The organism is Desulfotomaculum sp. 1211_IL3151 (genome assembly GCF_036763075.1).
In the GTDB taxonomy this organism is placed as follows: domain Bacteria; phylum Bacillota; class Desulfotomaculia; order Desulfotomaculales; family Desulfotomaculaceae; genus Desulfotomaculum.
Genome location: NZ_JBAIYV010000024.1, coordinates 24077 through 42765 on the forward strand (window position 1 = coordinate 24077; position 18689 = coordinate 42765).

Below are 18689 nucleotides of genomic sequence, written 5' to 3' on the forward strand. Positions count from 1 at the left end.
ACATAAGCCCCCTACCCTATAACACCATAAACGGGTCAGATTGACGTTTGGTAAGCATAACTTCGACGGCCAGATTTTTCTCGCCTGTTACTTGAACCAGTTTTTTTTGCAGTTCGGGCAAAATAATATGTTCGGTGGCAAAATGACCCGCATCAATAAAGCTCAGCCCCGCTGCCAGCATATCCTGGGCAGTATGATACTTGATATCGCCCGTAATATAGACCTCTGCCCCCTTGGCAGCAGCTAAGGGCCATAATTCTGCTCCGGAGCCACCACAGACAGCTACTTTATTCACGTTCTGCCACAGGCTGCCCCCCACCTTAACCGAAGCCAAGCCCAGGGCTTCTTTTACTGTAATAATAAAATCAGCAAAGACTTTAGCCTCCATTAATTGGCCCATTCTGCCTAAGCCAACGGTGGTGGGCTGATTTTCCAGGGGATACAGGTCATAGGCCACCTCCTCATAGGGGTGTGCCTGTAGCATGGACTTGACCACCTTTTTAACCTTACTATTGGCTACAATGGTTTCTAAACGTATTTCTTCCACCTGTTCCAATTGTCCCTGCTCTCCAATAAAGGGGTTGCTCCCTGTCAGCGGTCGGAAGGTGCCGGTGCCCCGGACACCAAAGGTACAGTCACTGTAGTTGCCGATCCAGCCGGCACCAGCCTGGGAAATGGCCTGGTGCACAGCCGTTATCTCTTGTATCGGTACAAAAACGACTAATTTATAATATTTTTCTCCCTTGGCAGGATGTAATATTTCAATATTTTGCAGCCCCAACTGCCGGGCCAACTGCTGGTTGACACCACCTGCAGCACTATCCAGATTGGTATGGGCAGCATAAACTCCAATATTATTAGTAATTAACTGGGAAATCATTGCCCCCCTGGGTTGATCCAGGCGAATGCTTTTGATGCCTTTCATAAACAGCGGATGGTGAGAGATAATCAGGTCTACTTCTTTTTCCACCGCTTCCTGTACAACAACAGCATCCACATCCAGGGCCAGCAGTACTTTGCTTACCTCCGCCCTCGGGTCACCCACCTGCCAACCACTATTATCCCATTCCTCGGCCAGGTGGCCAGGGGCGATGTTCTCTATGATGGATACGATATCTTTGGCTGTTGCCACTGTAAACACCTCCGATTAGCTGTTAGCTTTCCAACTTTCCAACTAATTCCCTAAGCTGCTCAATCTTTTTCTCAATGAATACGGCCTTGGTTTGGGCTGTGGGACGGGAGCTTTTTTGTAGGCCGTCTAAGACTCGCTGGTATTTTTCTTCTAATTTATGTATATATCGCTTTAAAAGTGGGTGTTTCTTTTCTACCAGCCTTGGACCCACCTCTAAAAGGATCGGGTCACCTACATCCTCCTGACCCCTTTCTGCCACAAGTACCGGATATAGTCGGTCATCCTCCACCAGCATTTCTTCATCCTTGAGTCTCCAACCATGCTGCAGCAAATATTCCCGTAGGTCTCTCTCATCCGCCATGGGCTGTAGTATTAACCGGGACACCTGGGCAGCAACCTGCGGTGAGGCTGCTACGATATCCCTTATGGTGCCGCCACCCATGCCAGCAATGACAATAACATCTGCCTCACCTGGCTCTAGTACCTGTAACCCATTGCCCAAGCGAAGGTCAATTTTATCTTGGACACCCCTTTGTTGTACATTGGAACGGGCAGCCTCCAAGGGACCCCTATTAATGTCCACAGCAATCACTTTGGGGCAGATATCTTGAAGCACTAAATAAACCGGCAAATAACCATGATCGGTACCAATATCAGCAGCAACACTTCCCTGCGGTACATATTGTGCCAGGCATTTAAGTCTTTTGCTTAAATTAATCAATGTATCTTTCCTCATACTAGTTATTTCTCTGACTAAAGGGGTAAATCCTTTATTACTAATGAGTATACCCTAAAATAGTAAAAAAAAGGTACTGGCGAGGCCAGTACCTTTTGGATTAACGCTTAAGCGGAACGATAAAGCTTGGTTAGAACGAATTCTTTATGACCCAGGGTCTCGGCGTTCGTGTTACGTCCGTTCAGGGTGCGAATCATCATTTCCATTAACTTATCTGCAGCACCGTCCAGATCCATTTCACCGCGCAGGATACCAGTAAGTTCTACGTCAATGTGCTCAGACATGGTTTCTACGGTGATGGGGTTAGCAGATACCTTAATTACAGGAACGATGGGGTTACCCACAATGTTGCCCTGGCCGGTTGGAAAGAAGTGCAGTACGGAACCAGCAGCAGCCATCAGGGTTACACACTCAGCAGCAGCTGAGGAAGTATCCATGAAATGCAGACCTTTGCCCTGGGGAGCTTCAGCTGGAGTCAGTACGCTTTGTACTTTGGCTACTTTACCGATCTTTTGGATGTTGCCAAGGGCTTTTTCTTCGATGGTGGTTAAGCCGCCGGCGATGTTGCCCTGGGTGGGCTGGGTGCCGCACAGGTCTACACCTTGGCTCTTAATGAACTCATCATAAGCGGTCCAAGTCTGCATAAACTTTTCTCTTACTTCTGGGGTAGCGCAACGCTCTGCTACTAAGTGTTCACCACCGGTTAACTCGGAGGTTTCACCAAAGAACAGGGTCAGACCCATGGGGTCCAGGCGGTCATACAGACGACCGATGGAGGGGTTAGCAGCTAAACCAGAGGTGGTGTCAGACTCACCACATTTGGTGGAAACGGTTAGTTCATTTAGTTTGCATTCAGTTCTTTGCAGTTCAGTGGCGTACTGAACGAATTCTTTGGCTTTCCAGGAAGCCATTTCCACGGTTTTGAAGTCACCATGACGCTCAATGTAGAAACCAGCAACTGGTTTACCAGTCTTAGCAATACCTTCAACAACCAGATTGGTCCAGTTGGGTTCGATACCAATAACAACTACAGCAGCAACGTTGGGGTTGCAGCCAGTACCGATAAGGGTACGGAAGTGCAGATCCAAATCTTCACCAAACTGCAGGCGGCCATAGGGGTGAGGTAAAGCCATGGTGCCTTGTACATGTTTGGCAACTGCTTCGCAGGCTGCGTTGGAAATATCATCTACTGGTAAAATAATTACGTGGTTACGGCAACCAACTGCACCGTTTTCACGGCGATAACCCATAAAAGTTGGGATGTTCATAATGTTTACCACCTTTCCGTTTTCAAGTTGTGAGTATGTACGTGTTCACCTTTTTTGATGTCAGCTACGGTTTTACCAACGGGGATATGGTACTTGATCATTCTTTCACCATTGGCAATGTCTTTCAGGGCAATTTTGTGGCCCAGAGGAATGTTGCTAACTGCTTTAATTTCGATGGTTTGGTCAGAGTCTTGAATTTTACCGGTTACAGTTTCACCAGCTTCGATGTCAGCCACTGCTACCCCAACCATATCTTCGGGGTCGTGTACCAAGAATTTAATCACGGAAACTCCTCCTCATTATTATGTATTGTCTATAGAACTTTCACAGAGGGTTACTATACGCTAACCTTCCGTAAGCTCAAATCTATATTGGTATGTGGTATTACCTTGATATAACTGTAACACTGTTATTTTTGCAAGTCAACTAACAAACCTGCGAAATATAGTCTTGTCTCGCCATATTTTCTATTTGACTCCACATTTCCCGTTTTTCCAGCTTTTTTCACCTGTTCTTCTGTAGCAGAAAATTGCCATAGGAATCGGCACAACTAGGAACATAGAAATGTTCTGATACTGTCCGCTGCAAAGACTGTGGCAGCGCCAAAGTGATAAAGGGGTCAGGCTCGCACGAGTGCAAGCCTGACCCCAACCTAATGACAAGGGTTAATTATAGTGTTTAGAACAGGATTCCTGCGGGAGTTGGCACATCAAGGAACAACGAGAAAGTTCCATATACTGCTGCGATCAAAATCACAGCAAAGACAGTAGAGACTCCTAGAGACTTAATCGTTAAGCCTTTATCACTGAGGTACCAGGACACCAATACCAAAAATGCAAAACTAGTTACGTAGAAACCAATAAATTTAATACCTATAAGGTACAAAGCAGTGGCCACAACAATCACCGCACCACGTGTATAGTTAATATCCGTTTTGTCTTTGGCCTCTCCACTATTGTCACGAACACCTCTGACAATCATATAAATACCGGTAATCACCAGAAAGATCTCCATAGTCATTGGGTAAATATTACTTTCAAATGCCAGCTCGGTACCCTGTACATAAAAAGCCAATGCAACCAGAATACTAACCAGTCCTGTTAAAATATCTGCAACTTTATTAGTCATTGGAAGCACCTCCCTCAGCTGCTATGGACTTGGCGGCACGTCTTTTAAGCATTGCCGGAGTAAATACGGAAGCTAGGGTCAAGAGAATCAATACCAGAGAAATGGGGTTAGTAAAGAAGACAGTCCAAAGAGAGCCTTCTGCACCGGCAAGGGACAGTGATTTACTCAGGTTTTCTTCGACGATGGGGCCAAGGATAATACCCAGGGCCATGGCACCGGTATCGAGACCAATACGACCGCCAAAGTGACCAATTAAACCAAAGACGATCATCATGACAACATCCGTCATGCTGTTACGGATGGCATAGGAGCCAATTACAGAAAGTACAACCACACCAACACCTACATAAGTGGTCGGTACGTTTAGAATTCGCGCAGTACCTTTAATTAAGAACATACCGATAATAAACATCAAGATGTTAGCTACAATTAAGGACATAATGAAGGTATAAGCTACATCACCGTTTTCACTGAAAATCTTAAAGCCAGGAGCGATACCGTGAGCCAGCAGCCCACCCATGATGATTGCTGCCACAGCACTACCAGGGATACCCAGTGTCAGCATGGGAATCAGTGAACCACCAATAACTGCGTTGTTAGCACTCTCAGAGGCCACAACACCCTCAATGGCACCTTTACCAAATTTTTGGGGGTTTTTATCCCAACGCTTGGTTTCGTTATAGGTAATAATAGAAGCAATTTCACCACCGGCACCGGGCAAAATACCAACAAAGGTACCGACAATCGAAGAACGCATAATATTGGTTTTGCAATCTTTCCAAATCTTTCTTAATACTATTCCTAATACACCTTTTCTCTGTTTATAATCGGCAATAAAATTGTCTTTACTACCAATCAGTGCAATTACCTGGGAGAATGAAAACAAACCAATCATCGCTGGAATTACATCAATACCTGCTACTAATGAATCCGTGCCAAAGGTAAAACGAGGAGTACCAGCCGTGGGGTCTAAACCGATACCTGCAATCAGCAGACCAAGAGCACCGGACATAAGCCCTTTCAATACGTTATCCATGGACATGGCTGCAATGGTACTTAAACCAAAGATACACAGCCAGAAGAACTCCGGGGCACCAAACTTTAACGCAGCGGTAGCCAAGGGTACTGCCAAAAACATCAGAGCAATCGTACCAACGATACCACCGAAGGCAGAGGAAAACAAGGAAGCAACCAATGCTTCATCCGCCCTACCCTGGCGGCAAAGGGGCCAGCCATCAAAGGTTGTGGCCACTGCTGAAGGTGTTCCGGGCGTATTAATCAAGATAGCTGAGTTACTGCCACCATAAATAGCACCGGAATAAATGGCACCTAACAAAACAAGACCAGTTGAGGGATCCATGGCAAAGGTTAGGGGAACCATCAGAGCCACACCCATGGTAGCTGTAAGACCGGGGAGAGCACCGATAATAATACCTCCTGCCACACCAAGAGAAGCAACTAATAAGTTAATTGGAGTCAATGCATTTAGCAAACCTGCTAGCATTTGTTCAAACAAAGGTATCCACCCTCTTTCATTAGGATATGGTGATATTTGGTAGGAAACCACAAGAAATCATTTGCTGAGGACGATCCCAGTAACTAATATAACAAATATGGTTCCTTTATGCACTAGTTCAGTGGCTTACACATTTGTACATGTATTCATTTGGTTGGTTAGCATAGAAAATATTAGTTAAAATATCATTATTTCTTGCCTAATATATTCCTGAGGTGTTCCTTAGTCCCATTACGGGCAATTATTTTATAATACTCATCTTCATAAATTTGCAAGCTATTATTTAATCATTAAACAATCGTTCTTGATCATCTCTTCTTTAAGGGGTAGGGGATTCATTCCCTACCCCTTATCAATCGTTGTTACTTTTTGAGCAGGTCGTATTTGGTTAGCAGTTCTTTTGCTCTTTCATTCTCTCCCATAACAAATTTCTCAAATTCACTACCATTCATATATTCATGAGGCTGTCCGGCCTTTTCCATATCCTTGATATAATCAGGATCGGTGCAAATCTTTTCGAAAGTATCCCGCAGGAATGTCAAACTTGCTTCAGGAATGCCTTTGGGTGCCACAAAACCACGACGAATATCGGATACGACATTGACTCCCAGTTCCTTTAGAGTCGGTACATCAGGCAGTGGCTCGTACTTTTCCTCGGTAGCAATACCCAGAATGGTCATGGAATCCAAACTACGCATTACATCGTTGTAGTTACCAACCATGGCATCCAACTCACCGCCCAGCAGGGCTGCGTTTTGGTCAGCGGCACCCTTATAAGCAATCTGGGCAACCTGAATACCGGTCTTATCTTGCAGGTCCAATAAGGTCAGGTGGTGACCAGTGAAGGTACCAACAATACCCATTTTAAATTTTCCGGGATTAGCCTTGGCATAATCAATAATTTCTTGAACAGATTTATATTTGCTGTCTTTTCTAACTACGATAACCTGAGGATCATTTACAACCTGAGCAATGTAGTCAAACTGATCAACACTAAACTGTGCACCTTGTCCCAGGGGCTGCAGGTTCATGTGAGGAACGTTTACACCACCAATGGTATAGCCATCGGCCTTGGCCTTGGCAATTTCAGTGAACCCAATGGCCCCACCGGCACCAGGCTTATAAACAAAGACCCAGGGTTGATTTGGTACATATTTGTTCCAGTATTTTTGCATAATCCGGGCCTGTATGTCACTGGAACCACCAGCTGTGAAAGCGATAACCATATTAACTGGCTTTTCAGGGTACTTAGAGGCAGCGTCACCACCCTTATCACCTTCTTTTTTACCAGCACATCCGGTTACCAAGCCAAGGGTCATGACTAAAGTTAAAACAATTGCTAGTAACTTAATTTTGCGCACCAAAAGACCTCCCTCCAATTTTTGAGCTAACATCTGTGTTTTCACATAGCCAGAACCAAACCACGAGAGCATTAATTCTGAATATTTTACCAATTTAGAACAAATTGATTAGTCTTATTTTTCTGCTTACTTCACTCTAATTAACAAAGATTCTATTATTGGTAAAGGTACTGACCTTCAGTCAGTACCTTTACCTTTCAGTAAATTACCTACTGAATTAAGCGGAACGATAAAGCTTGGTTAGAACGAATTCTTTATGACCCAGGGTCTCGGCGTTCGTGTTACGTCCGTTCAGGGTGCGGATCATCATTTCCATTAACTTATCTGCAGCACCGTCCAGATCCATTTCACCGCGCAGGATACCAGTAAGTTCTACGTCAATGTGCTCAGACATGGTTTCTACGGTGATGGGGTTAGCAGATACTTTAATTACAGGAACGATGGGGTTACCTACAATGTTGCCCTGGCCGGTTGGGAAGAAGTGCAGTACGGAACCAGCGGCAGCCATCAGGGTTACACACTCAGCAGCAGCTGAGGAAGTATCCATGAAATGCAGACCTTTGCCCTGGGGAGCTTCAGCTGGAGTCAGTACGCTTTGTACTTTGGCTACTTTACCGATCTTTTGGATGTTGCCAAGGGCTTTTTCTTCGATGGTGGTTAAGCCGCCGGCGATGTTGCCCTGGGTGGGCTGGGTGCCGCACAGGTCTACACCTTGGCTCTTAATGAACTCATCATAAGCGGTCCAAGTCTGCATAAACTTTTCTCTTACTTCTGGGGTAGCGCAACGCTCTGCTACTAAGTGTTCACCACCGGTTAACTCGGAGGTTTCACCAAAGAACAAGGTCAGACCCATGGGGTCTAGGCGGTCATACAGACGACCAATGGAGGGGTTAGCAGCTAAACCAGAGGTGGTGTCAGACTCACCACATTTGGTGGAAACGGTTAGTTCATTTAGTTTGCATTCAGTTCTTTGCAGTTCAGTGGCGTACTGAACGAATTCTTTGGCTTTCCAGGAAGCCATTTCCACGGTTTTGAAGTCACCATGACGCTCAATGTAGAAACCAGCAACTGGCTTACCAGTCTTAGCAATACCTTCAACGATCAGGTTGGTCCAGTTGGGTTCGATACCAATAACAACTACAGCAGCAACGTTGGGGTTGCAGCCAGTACCGATAAGGGTACGGAAGTGCAGTTCTAAGTCTTCACCAAACTGCAGGCGGCCATAGGGGTGAGGTAAAGCCATGGTGCCTTGTACGTGTGAGGCCACTGCTTCGCAAGCTGCGTTAGAGATATCATCTACCGGCAATATAATTACGTGGTTACGACAACCAACAGTACCGTTTTCACGGCGATAGCCCATAAAAGTCGGAATGTTCATTTGGATTACCACCTTTCAGTTTTTAGGTTATGGGTATGTACGTGTTCACCTTTTTTGATGTCAGCAACGGTTTTGCCAACAGGAATGTGGTACTTGATCATTCTTTCACCATTGGCAATGTCTTTCAGGGCAATTTTGTGGCCCAGAGGAATATTGCTAACTGCTTTAATTTCGATGGTTTGGTCAGAGTCTTGAATTTTACCGGTTACAGTTTCACCAGCTTCGATGTCAGCCACTGCTACCCCAACCATGTCTTCGGGGTCGTGCACTAAGAACTTAATCAATCGAAACTCCTCCTTTTTATATAGGTTATATAACCTCTTACAGGTGTTCGGGTAGCATCTCCGACTCCTGCAAAATTATTTTCTTAGCCTAAAGTTGGTACACCCACAGATTCAGCCAATTGATTTAACTCATTTAGTAATTGCTCCGGTACAGGAACACCTTCCTGTTTACGGGCATTGGCTTTGACGGTTCTGCGTTCGCCGGGAATAAAGATCTCTGTTACTCCCTCAGCCTTTGGTGTATCCTTAATCGCCTTTATCATTTGCTGCATTCTATCTTTAAATACATCAAGAGGCATAAATTTTGAAACATCTAATGCAATAAAAGAGTGTCCGATATCCACTGGTTCGGTGCTTTCATCGTAAATCCAGCCAACTTCTTTGCCTACGGCGGAGCCACTTAAAACACCGGCCATAATTTCTACCGCCAGGGCCATGGCATAACCCTTGGGACCTGCCATTGGCAGTACCGCACCAGCTAAGGCAGCTTTGGCATCCGTCGTGGGTTTACCATCCTTATCGATGGCCCAACCTTCGGGAATGTCTTTGTCCTGCTTAGCTGCCAGAATAATATTTCCCCTGGCCACGATACTAGAGGACATATCTACCACCACCGGCTGTTCTTCACCAGGGAAACCAAAGGCAATGGGGTTGGTACCAAAGTAGGATTCCCGTCCACCCCAGGGTGGAATACCAGAAGGTGTATTGGTAAAGGCCAAGCCAATCATACCGGCGGCCGCAGCCTGCTTACAGAAGTAAGCCGAAGCACCATAGTGGTTGCTGTGTTTTACTGTTACACCGCCCATGCCAGCTTCTTTCGCCAGGTTGATGGCCACTTCCATGGCTTTAACGCCAACCAATTGTCCCAGGCCGTTGTCTCCATCAAGCACAGCCACTGCCGGAGCAGTTTTATCTACTTTGATGTTGGCTTGAGGATTGATCCGGCCATTTTGGATACGGGTGGTGTAGATGGGAAGTCTGCTAATGCCGTGGGTATCTAAACCTTCCAGGCTGGTATCCACCAAAACATCTGCCACAATATCAGCATCCGCCTTGGGAACTCCCACCCCTTGTAACAGATTTGAGCAAAAGGTCAGTAATTTTTCCGAACTAAAATTCATTTGTAACCCTCCGGTTCCTAGTTTTATCTAACTACACATAATGAGCCTTGACCGCGAATAATTTTGGTGCATTCACGGGCCACCAGCTCGGAAGTGCGAACCTGTGCTTCTTCAGTAAGGCCAGCAATGTGAGGTGTAATAATAATGTTGTCCAGTTCCAGAAGTTTATTGCCAGTTGGAGGTTCCTTAGCCAAAACATCCAGAGCAGCACCGGCGATGGTTTTGGACTTAAGTGCCTCATAAAGGTCATCTTCATTGATCACGCCGCCACGTGCGGTATTGATGATATAGGATGTCTTTTTCATGGTGCCCAGGCTATCTTTATTAATTAAGTTTCTGGTTTTATCATTTAAGGGTACATGCAGGCTCACATAGTCTGATTTGGCTAATACTTCCTCCAGGGAGGTCATGCAAACACCAATGTCGGTGCAGGCCAGTTCATAGGGGGGTAAAAATGGGTCATACCCAAGTACTGTCATACCCATCGCTCTGGCTCTGGAGGCCAATCTTGCACCAATTTCACCTACACCGACAAGCCCCAGGGTCTTGCCATAGATTTCTTCCCTGGTCCAGAGTTTGCGGTTCCAGTTACCCTGCTTGACATCCTGGTTCGCCTTTTCCAGTGGACGTGAGAAGGCAAACATGGCAGAAAAGACATACTCAGCTACGGAAATAGCGTTGGCATTACGGGCAAAGACAACCGGGATGCCTTTTGCTTTGGCTGCTGCCACATTGATATTATCCAAGCCTACACCCAAACGGCCAACAACCTTTAAATTAGGGGCCTGGGTCATTAACTCTTCGGTTACCTTGGTTTGGTTCCTCACGATTAGAACATCGCAATCTTTGACGACTTCGGCTAAATTGTCACTTTTCCATAGATTTTGGTCATAGACAACTTCGCCCAATTCCCTGAGGATCTCCAGACCCTCTTCCCAGATTAGTTCGGTTACAACGGTTTTCATTTTTTCACCTCAAATTTATTATGAGAATCCCTCTGCTACTAGCAGTCAGTTTGAGTTAGAAAAGGTCTTGTACCAAAAAAGCATGAGTCTTTGGCTTTTGTGCCCTTTTCTGTAACACTTAGCTTCTTATTATTCTGGTCTTTTTCAGCAAAAATAATTATTGAATTTAGTTTCTTTCTAAGTAAAAATAATATTTGTTATGAGGAATGTTGCAAGGTATGTATTATTAGGTATGTGGTAATACCAGTCTTAAAAAGATAATACAATTATTCACTTGATTAGTCAATTATTTTTTGTCAAGAATACGACTTTGTTCGACATTGATAGTCATTTCACTACTATTTTCAAGCAAATTTGCCTTATTTTGCAATTGTTTTGCCTTGGTTGTCGAAATGTTTTCTGCTTCTGCTTTGACCTTATATTTTTTAATATATCTTGAGACATAATGTGAAATATAGTATATTTAGAACACTAGAGGTATTACCTTTATCGGTATGCCCAATTTTTTAGAGGTGAGAAATGTTTAATAATCGCATTGGACGTAGTGAAAGCCTTCGCACTGAGGTTGCCGATTATATAAGAAACCTTATAGCCACAGGACAATTAAAACCTGGGGATCGTCTGCCTACTGAAAGAGACATGGCCGAAAACTTTGGTGTAAGTCGTACTGTAATCCGGGATGCTGTAAAAACCTTGGCAGGTATCGGACTGCTGGATGTTAAGCACGGTGTTGGTATCTTTGTGGCTACCCCGGATGGCAGTGTGGTGGGACAGCACCTATCCCAACTTCTGCAGTATCATTTGGAGACGTTGGAGCATATTTATGAGGTTCGTATTCTTTTAGAGAAGGCTGCTGCCTTTTGGGCCGCCCAGCGTTGTACCCCTGAGGACTATATTAAACTAAAAAATCTATTAGAAGAAGCCCATAATGTTGATGAGGCTGATTACCCTGACCGATTTGCGGAATTAAACCGCAACTTCCACATCCTGGTGGCAGAGGCCTCTCAAAACCCAGTGGTTGCTATTATGACGGAAAATATTTTAGATATGCTTGAGCATACCACTGTCGAAACCCACCGTATTCCAGGTCGCGCCGTCCGTTCGATTGACGAACATGAGCGTGTATTAACTGCTATTATTGAACACAAAGCAGAAGAAGCCAAGAAGGTCATGGAAGAACACTTAAGCAGTGTGTTGGAGACTCACCGAAAGGAAAAGAAGGAAAAAAGGAATTAGCCGTAGGCTTCAAACCATCCTCCATCTATGTCATCCCAAGCAGCACGAGGGGACGGTTCTTTTGTGTTGTTCTATAGAACAACACAAAAGAACCGTCCCCTCGTGCTACTTGCCTGTGCCGTTAACGACATAAAAAAACAAAACCCTTACCGATTTGGTAAGGGTTTTCTGGTGGGCGATGACGGGATCGAACCGCCGACATCCTGCTTGTAAGGCAGGCGCTCTCCCAGCTGAGCTAATCGCCCATATTTATTTGGTGACCCCTACGGGATTCGAACCCGTGTTACCGCCGTGAAAGGGCGGTGTCTTAGACCACTTGACCAAGGGGCCCTCTTAACATAGAGGTGAGATGTGAGAAGTTAGAGGTGGGATTCTTTTGCGAGAGGTTTTCTCACTTCCAACCTCTCACATCCCACTTCTCAATTGGTGGGCCCACCAGGACTCGAACCTGGAACCAGCCGGTTATGAGCCGGATGCTCCACCATTGAGCTATAGGCCCTTATATTTGGCTCCCCGAGTAGGACTCGAACCTACAACCTACCGGTTAACAGCCGGTTGCTCTACCATTGAGCTATCGAGGAGCATCATCACGAAAGTTATTATACTAGAACAACTCTGTGAGGTCAACCCATATTTTATTTTTTTATTATTTTAGTCCAGATAATCCTTTAATTTCTTGCTGCGGCTAGGATGACGCAATTTACGCAATGTCTTTGCTTCAATCTGACGAATACGTTCCCGGGTAACGCCAAATTTTTGTCCCACTTCTTCCAGTGTTCTAGCACGACCGTCATCTAAACCAAAACGCAAGCGTAGTACCTTTTGCTCCCGATCGGTTAATGTCTTAAGAACTTCGTCCAGTTGTTCGCGGAGGAGTGTAAAGGAAGCTTCTTCTGCTGGTGCCCTGGCATCCGCATCCTCAATGAAGTCACCTAAATGCGAATCTTCTTCTTCACCAATGGGAGTTTCCAGTGAAACAGGTTCCTGGGCAATCTTCATAATTTCACGGACTTTATCGCCGGAAATATCCATTTCCTTAGCGATTTCCTCAGGCGATGGTTCCCTGCCCAATTCTTGGAGTAATTGTCTGGAAACCCGAATTAATTTATTGATGGTTTCTACCATGTGTACGGGTATACGAATGGTACGAGCTTGGTCTGCAATGGCCCTGGTAATGGCCTGGCGAATCCACCAAGTTGCATAGGTGCTAAATTTAAAGCCTTTACGAAAATCAAATTTTTCTACGGCTTTTATCAAACCTAAATTACCTTCTTGAATTAAATCCAGGAATAACATTCCTCTGCCCACATAACGCTTGGCAATGCTTACAACTAGACGTAAGTTAGCCTCAGCAAGACGACGTTTAGCCTCTTCATCCCCTTGCTCCATACGTTTGGCCAGTTCGATTTCTTCCTCGGGGGTGAGAAGTGGTACCCGACCAATTTCCTTTAAGTACATACGAACTGGATCGTCAATACCAATACCCTCGGGAATACTTAAATCTACTTCTACTTCTACCTCTTCCTCGGGTGTATTGTCCACTGAGTCATCTACTTCCAGAGGCTCCAAATCACTGGCTAAAGGGACAACTTCAATACCCATGGCAGAAATTTTTTCATAAATGTCATCAATTTGATCTGGCGACAATTCGGTACCCTGAAGGGTATCCATAATTTCGTTGTATGTTAGTACCCCGCGTTTTTTGCCCTTTTCAATTAATTCTTTAACTTGTTCTACTTTCATTTCGTCCCTCATGTTGCCACTCCCCTTTCGGGCCCCTCGGATTTCATGATAAGATTAATCTTGCGACTCAGCTGGATTACTCCTTCGGTATCTCCGCTTTTCTCCGCCGCTGCCAACTTTATTAATAATTCATCAAGTTTTGCTTTTTCTCTTGCTCTTTTTATGGTATTAATTAAATCAGAAAGTATTTGATCTACATTTTCCCCCGGAACTTCTTGGACCAGTAAACTGCTTACAACTCCTTGGGATATTTCATCTAATTCATCCAATAATACAGAAGTCGAGTTTTGACCCTTTTCGAGATATATATCAAATATTTTCTGGTAAACACTATTTTGAAAAAAATCTTTACCTAAGTTTTGGAGGATCGGTTCTAGAGATTCTTTATTTTCTATGGCAAATCTTAATATACCTGCTTCAGCAACTGACCTTTTATCCTTTAATGGCGGAGGCAAAAAATTCCTCACACTCGGTATATTATGACTATTTTTTGTAAAATTATCCTGAATTGTAGGTTTTTTTCTTAAGCTTTTTTTGTAATTTTTAATTTCCTCCAGCACGGTCTCCCAGTTCACCTGCAAAACTGTGGCCGTTTGCTTAACTGTTTCTTCAAATTCAATGGCACTGGCCACAGAAGCCAAATTGGGTAACACCTCCTGTAGGATTCTTTGTTTAGCGCCTGGATTTTGTATACCGTATTTTTTTGCCGCTTGTAATAACTTATATTGAACCATTGGCATGGCATGCTCAATTACACTTTGCCAGCCAGATAATCCATGGGCTTGAATATATTCATCCGGGTCCTTTGCTCCAACAATGGTAGCAATTCTAACTCGGCAGCCTAATTCCTGCAGGATATCTGCCGACCTAATTGCTGCCTTGATCCCAGCGGCATCGGAATCATAGGCTATCACAACATCGTGGGTATAACTCATAAGCAAATTTCCCTGCTCCCGGGTGAAGGCTGTTCCCAGGGATGCTACGGCATTGGTCACACCATGTTGGTAGGTGGCTACCACATCCATATAGCCCTCCATTAACGCCGCATAACCAAGCTCTCTAATACCTTTGCGGGCTATGTGCAAACCGTAGAGAAGCTGCCCTTTTTTGAAAAACTCCCCTTCTGGTGAGTTTAGGTACTTAGGAGTATCGTCTCCCATGGTTCTGCCACCGAAGCCCACAACCCGCCCCTGGCTATCCCAAATAGGAAACATTACCCGGTGGCGAAACCTATCGTAATATCCCCCGGCTTCCTTTTTATGCACCAAGCCCAAATTCGTTAGTTCTTCGCCAGAAATACCTTTAGATGTCAAGAACTTTGTTAAGGCATCCCAGCCCGGTGGTGCATAGCCCAGCTCAAAACTTTCCCTGGTGCTGCCGGTAAGGTTACGGGTCTCTATATATTTTATTGCTGCTGAGCCAACATCTTTGGTTAAAAGAAAGCGGTAAAAGTCCCTCACTAAGCCATATATTTTAAAAGCCCTGTCTTTCTTGGCTTGCTGAATATTGTCCTTTGGTGAGGCCTCTTCCGGAACATCTATTCCTATTCTAGCCCCCTGGGTTCTGACCGCCTCGGGGAAAGAAAGACCCTCCACCATCATTAAAAACTTAAAGACATTCCCCCCAACGCCGCAACCAAAGCAATGAAATATCTGCCTCTCCTGGTTTATGTTAAAGGAAGGTGTCTTTTCCTGGTGAAAGGGACATAGGGCCAGATAATTCTTGCCGCGTTTTTCTAAAGCCACATAACGGGAAATGACTTCCACAATGTCCGATCTTTGCCTAATCTCTTCAATTACAGAATCCGGAATCCGCCCAGCCATCTATTCACCCCTTTGCTACCTTTCCTTACTTTTTTGCTATGGACAGGGGTTTTTCCCGTTTTTGGAATGCGCCCGGAATCCGAACTACAGTTTAAAGATTATTCGCTGCGATTAAAAAATCTCCTGCAACACTTCGACAATTTTTCTCATGGTACAGCTTTATTATTACCAATATTTGCATTGAATATAAACATTGAGCTATTCTAAGGGAAATCCTTTGGGGATGAATATTTTTTTGTATTGGGCCACAGCATAACGATCGGTCATGCCGGCAATATAATCCACCACGACCCTGGAAATTTCCTCATGTTCTATCCTTTGACGCATATCAATAGGTAAATGATGGTAGTTTTCAATATAATAAAGATATAATGCCCTTACTAAATACCTTGCCTTATCTTCTTCCTTTTTTGCCTCAGAACCAATATATACATGTTCAAACATAAAAGTTCTTAAGTTGTTCATGGCCCCTTGAATTTCTTTGCTCATACCTATTTCTGCTTTGCCCTTGCTGAATTGTATAAGATCAAAAACCATTGTATGAATCCGTTGACTATGTCTTACTCCTAATGCACTTAAACAATCCCAAGGAATATCCTGAATGTTAATGATCCCAGCCCTTAAGGCATCATCAATATCGTGATTGATATAGGCTATGCGATCCGCTATTTTTACGATTTGCCCCTCCAGCGTGATCGGTTTATTGGGTCCGGTATGATTAAGAATGCCATCCAAAACCTCATAGGTAAGGTTTAATCCCTGATCACCCTCCAAATGCTTTACAACCCGGATACTCTGCTCATTATGCCTAAAACCTAGATCATAGAGACTGGCAAGGACATCTTCACCTGCATGACCAAAGGGAGTGTGACCCAAATCGTGGCCCAGTGCGATGGCTTCGGTTAGGTCTTCATTCAGCCCTAACGCCTTGGCACAGGTTCTGGCAATTTGGGCTACCTCCAGGGTGTGGGTCAGACGGGTACGGTAATGGTCTCCCTCAGGGATAATAAATACCTGGGTTTTTAGTTTAAGCCGCCGAAAGGCCTTGGAATGAATAATCCTATCGCGATCCCTCTGAAATTCTGTTCTTACCGGACATGGTTCTTCCATTCTTTCCCTGCCCTTTGTATTCTTACTCAGGCAAGCAAAGGGTGATAAAATTTTTGCTTCTAGTTCCTCGGTTTGTCGGCGAATTTCCATCTTTCGATCTATCCTTTTTTCCTATTCCTTAAGGAACGAGTGGCTTGGGCCACTTCTGTCACACGGCGGCCTATGATCCTGCTGCGATTAGCAGCCAACGGATCGTCCTGGGCCGGTTTTTGGGCACAGGCACCGTGATGTCCGGGGTCATTCTCATAGGCTCCATCCCCAACGATGGTCATACCGTGTACCAACATAATGTCATGCAAAGCACGCACCGTAAGTTCTTGCCCCCCAAAACGAGAAGCACCTACCGTAACTGCGGCACCCACCACATCCACCAAGGCCTTTTCCTTGCGCAGGGCCCTGGTTTTATCCCAGAAAAGTTTCATTGGTGAAGCGATGGTACCAAAATACACCGGACTACCTAGAATGATGCCATCCGCAGCTTTTATAAGTTCCAACACATCGCCCAGAGGGGTATCCCGATAGCAGGCTCCCACACAGGGGTTGGTACAGGCATCACAAAACAGTGGATCTGCCGTTAACACGCATTCCGCCAGCTGAATCAGTTTTGTTTCTGCCCCCAGTTCACTGGCTCCTGCCAGTGCTTTGTTGAGCATAAATGCAGTATTACCATCGGCACGGGGACTGCCATTTAAACCCAGTATAATCATAATAAGCCTCCTCGTTTTTAAAAAATTGAGAGGGTATCATGATGCAAATAAATATGATATATTAGATAGCCTATAAAACTCTATGCCAGATCTTTTTTGATTAGACCGTTCCTTTCGCCTTTAGCTGTTCGCTTTTGGCTTCTAATGGCTAAGGGCTAATTCAACCGTTTTTAACGGTTTATAAATCGGTCCGCTGGGTGTGAGTGTGCTTTGGATCAAGTGAATGTTTGTGACTTGCCATTGGCCGAATTTTTCCTGCTTGTGTTTGGTAATCGCTGTCACCAACCTATCCGTATCGCTGAAATCTTTCATTCTTCCGAGGGTTAGGTGGGGAGAATATTTTCGATGTTCCGCAGGGAAATTTAAATTGGCTAATTTTTTATCTAAGGAGTGCTGTAGCCCTAGCAATCTATCTTTATCTCCATGTACCCCAGTCCAGAGCACCTTGGGATTCCCTTTGCCGGGAAAGGTGCCTAATCCCTGCAATGACAGTGTAAAAGCTGAAAATTGCTGACAGCTTTGCTGTATTGCTTCACCTATATCGTTGCACTTGTTTTCCGGAGTATCGCCGAGAAATTTTAGTGTCAAATGAAAATTATCTTGACTAACCCATTTAACCCCCGTTGTATACTCCCTTAGGGATTGCTGAACCTTATTTAGCCTCTCTTTTAAAACCAGAGGTATTTCAATGGCGATAAATAATCTTAAATTTTTCATCTAGCCTACCCTTTTCTATTGAGTTATTCGACAGCAAATAAGTAAATCCTCTTTGTGATTTTCGTTTTACTAAGATTTACCCCATGTGCCTGAAGTATGCTGAGTAAAGGGGTCTAAATTTGTCAAATCATATGGTTTTCGGCCTTGACTGCACGATTAACCATTTAGCCGTTACAGTTCGAATGTGAGTGGCACGACCCCCGTGCTTCTAAATTTATTTGAAACTTTTAAATAAAATTTGATTGGAGCCTTCCTGAATATGGACCCAAAAATTCCGAAAAGGAAACTGATCTGAAAAATATGTTTCAACTTTCGTCCCATAACTGCCATTTAATACTTTTTCCGTCTCGAAAACAGGTCCTTGTGCTAGGTAACGTCGTTCCTCTTTCGAAAAGGTTTTATCCGGTAGGATTAGATGAAATATAAACATAGCAAGTATAAATAAAAATGGCAGCATACACAGG

The 18689-nt window shown here is 44.5% G+C and carries 18 protein-coding genes and 4 tRNA genes; 1 reads left to right on the plus strand and 21 read right to left on the minus strand.

Going from position 1 to position 18689, the window contains the following annotated elements; genetic code table 11:
• Positions 1–16: 16 nt before the first annotated feature.
• From V6C11_RS04730 to V6C11_RS04780, 11 genes are all read right to left on the minus strand, one after another.
• Complete coding sequence (locus V6C11_RS04730; protein WP_333529940.1) at positions 17–1132, minus strand: Nif3-like dinuclear metal center hexameric protein; 1116 nt, start codon at positions 1130–1132, stop codon at positions 17–19.
• 22 nt (positions 1133–1154) lie between these two features.
• Positions 1155–1853, minus strand: a complete 699-nt coding sequence (locus tag V6C11_RS04735) for a tRNA (adenine(22)-N(1))-methyltransferase (protein ID WP_333529941.1) — start codon at positions 1851–1853, stop codon at positions 1155–1157.
• A 122-nt stretch (positions 1854–1975) separates the two neighbouring features.
• Positions 1976–3136, minus strand: coding sequence for a UxaA family hydrolase (locus V6C11_RS04740; protein ID WP_333529942.1), 1161 nt, complete (start codon positions 3134–3136; stop codon positions 1976–1978).
• A gap of 5 nt (positions 3137–3141) precedes the next feature.
• Positions 3142–3420, minus strand: coding sequence for a UxaA family hydrolase (locus V6C11_RS04745; RefSeq protein ID WP_333529943.1), 279 nt, complete (start codon positions 3418–3420; stop codon positions 3142–3144).
• A gap of 394 nt (positions 3421–3814) precedes the next feature.
• Positions 3815–4264: a tripartite tricarboxylate transporter TctB family protein gene (locus V6C11_RS04750; RefSeq protein ID WP_333529945.1), complete on the minus strand. Its 450-nt coding sequence runs from the start codon at positions 4262–4264 to the stop codon at positions 3815–3817.
• Entirely contained in the window at positions 4257–5780 is a 1524-nt protein-coding gene (locus tag V6C11_RS04755) for a tripartite tricarboxylate transporter permease (protein ID WP_333529946.1), read from the minus strand. The genes V6C11_RS04750 and V6C11_RS04755 overlap by 8 nt, the downstream gene beginning before the upstream one ends.
• Before the next feature lie 362 nt (positions 5781–6142).
• Positions 6143–7141, minus strand: a complete 999-nt coding sequence (locus V6C11_RS04760) for a tripartite tricarboxylate transporter substrate binding protein (protein WP_333529947.1) — start codon at positions 7139–7141, stop codon at positions 6143–6145.
• 217 nt (positions 7142–7358) lie between these two features.
• Positions 7359–8519 carry a UxaA family hydrolase gene (locus V6C11_RS04765; RefSeq protein WP_333529948.1) on the minus strand — a complete coding sequence of 387 codons (1161 nt, stop codon included), beginning with the start codon at positions 8517–8519 and terminating at the stop codon, positions 7359–7361.
• 5 nt (positions 8520–8524) lie between these two features.
• A complete protein-coding gene (locus V6C11_RS04770; RefSeq protein ID WP_333529943.1) occupies positions 8525–8803 on the minus strand; it encodes a UxaA family hydrolase in 279 nt (92 codons plus the stop codon).
• Between the two features lie 83 nt (positions 8804–8886).
• The gene (locus V6C11_RS04775; protein WP_333529949.1) at positions 8887–9924 is read right to left on the minus strand and encodes an Ldh family oxidoreductase; all 1038 of its coding nucleotides are present in this window, start codon (positions 9922–9924) and stop codon (positions 8887–8889) included.
• Between the two features lie 23 nt (positions 9925–9947).
• Positions 9948–10889, minus strand: a complete 942-nt coding sequence (locus V6C11_RS04780; protein ID WP_333529950.1) for a hydroxyacid dehydrogenase — start codon at positions 10887–10889, stop codon at positions 9948–9950.
• Between the two features lie 519 nt (positions 10890–11408).
• Between V6C11_RS04780 and V6C11_RS04785 the strand changes: the two genes are divergently transcribed.
• Complete coding sequence (locus V6C11_RS04785) at positions 11409–12125, plus strand: FadR/GntR family transcriptional regulator (RefSeq protein WP_333529951.1); 717 nt, start codon at positions 11409–11411, stop codon at positions 12123–12125.
• Positions 12126–12294: 169 nt separating this feature from the next.
• Here the strand turns inward: V6C11_RS04785 and V6C11_RS04790 are convergent.
• From V6C11_RS04790 to V6C11_RS04835, 10 genes are all read right to left on the minus strand, one after another.
• Positions 12295–12370, minus strand: a tRNA-Val gene (locus V6C11_RS04790).
• Between the two features lie 9 nt (positions 12371–12379).
• Positions 12380–12455, minus strand: a tRNA-Glu gene (locus tag V6C11_RS04795).
• 94 nt (positions 12456–12549) lie between these two features.
• Positions 12550–12624, minus strand: a tRNA-Ile gene (locus V6C11_RS04800).
• A gap of 7 nt (positions 12625–12631) precedes the next feature.
• A tRNA-Asn gene (locus V6C11_RS04805) sits at positions 12632–12706 on the minus strand.
• A gap of 70 nt (positions 12707–12776) precedes the next feature.
• Positions 12777–13880 (minus strand): RNA polymerase sigma factor RpoD, encoded by a 1104-nt coding sequence (rpoD, locus tag V6C11_RS04810; RefSeq protein WP_333529952.1) that lies wholly within the window; start codon positions 13878–13880, stop codon positions 12777–12779.
• Complete coding sequence (gene dnaG / locus V6C11_RS04815; protein ID WP_333529953.1) at positions 13877–15691, minus strand: DNA primase; 1815 nt, start codon at positions 15689–15691, stop codon at positions 13877–13879. The genes rpoD and dnaG overlap by 4 nt, the downstream gene beginning before the upstream one ends.
• Positions 15692–15889: 198 nt before the next feature.
• Positions 15890–16891 carry a deoxyguanosinetriphosphate triphosphohydrolase gene (locus tag V6C11_RS04820; protein WP_333529954.1) on the minus strand — a complete coding sequence of 334 codons (1002 nt, stop codon included), beginning with the start codon at positions 16889–16891 and terminating at the stop codon, positions 15890–15892.
• Positions 16892–16899: 8 nt separating this feature from the next.
• On the minus strand, positions 16900–17508 hold the full coding sequence (locus tag V6C11_RS04825; RefSeq protein ID WP_333529955.1) for a flavodoxin family protein: 609 nt from the start codon (positions 17506–17508) through the stop codon (positions 16900–16902).
• 141 nt (positions 17509–17649) lie between these two features.
• Positions 17650–18225 carry an RNA 2',3'-cyclic phosphodiesterase gene (thpR, locus tag V6C11_RS04830; RefSeq protein WP_333529956.1) on the minus strand — a complete coding sequence of 192 codons (576 nt, stop codon included), beginning with the start codon at positions 18223–18225 and terminating at the stop codon, positions 17650–17652.
• Between the two features lie 214 nt (positions 18226–18439).
• On the minus strand, positions 18440–18682 hold the full coding sequence (locus tag V6C11_RS04835) for a DHHW family protein (RefSeq protein WP_333529957.1): 243 nt from the start codon (positions 18680–18682) through the stop codon (positions 18440–18442).
• Between the last annotated feature and the right edge of the window lie 7 nt (positions 18683–18689).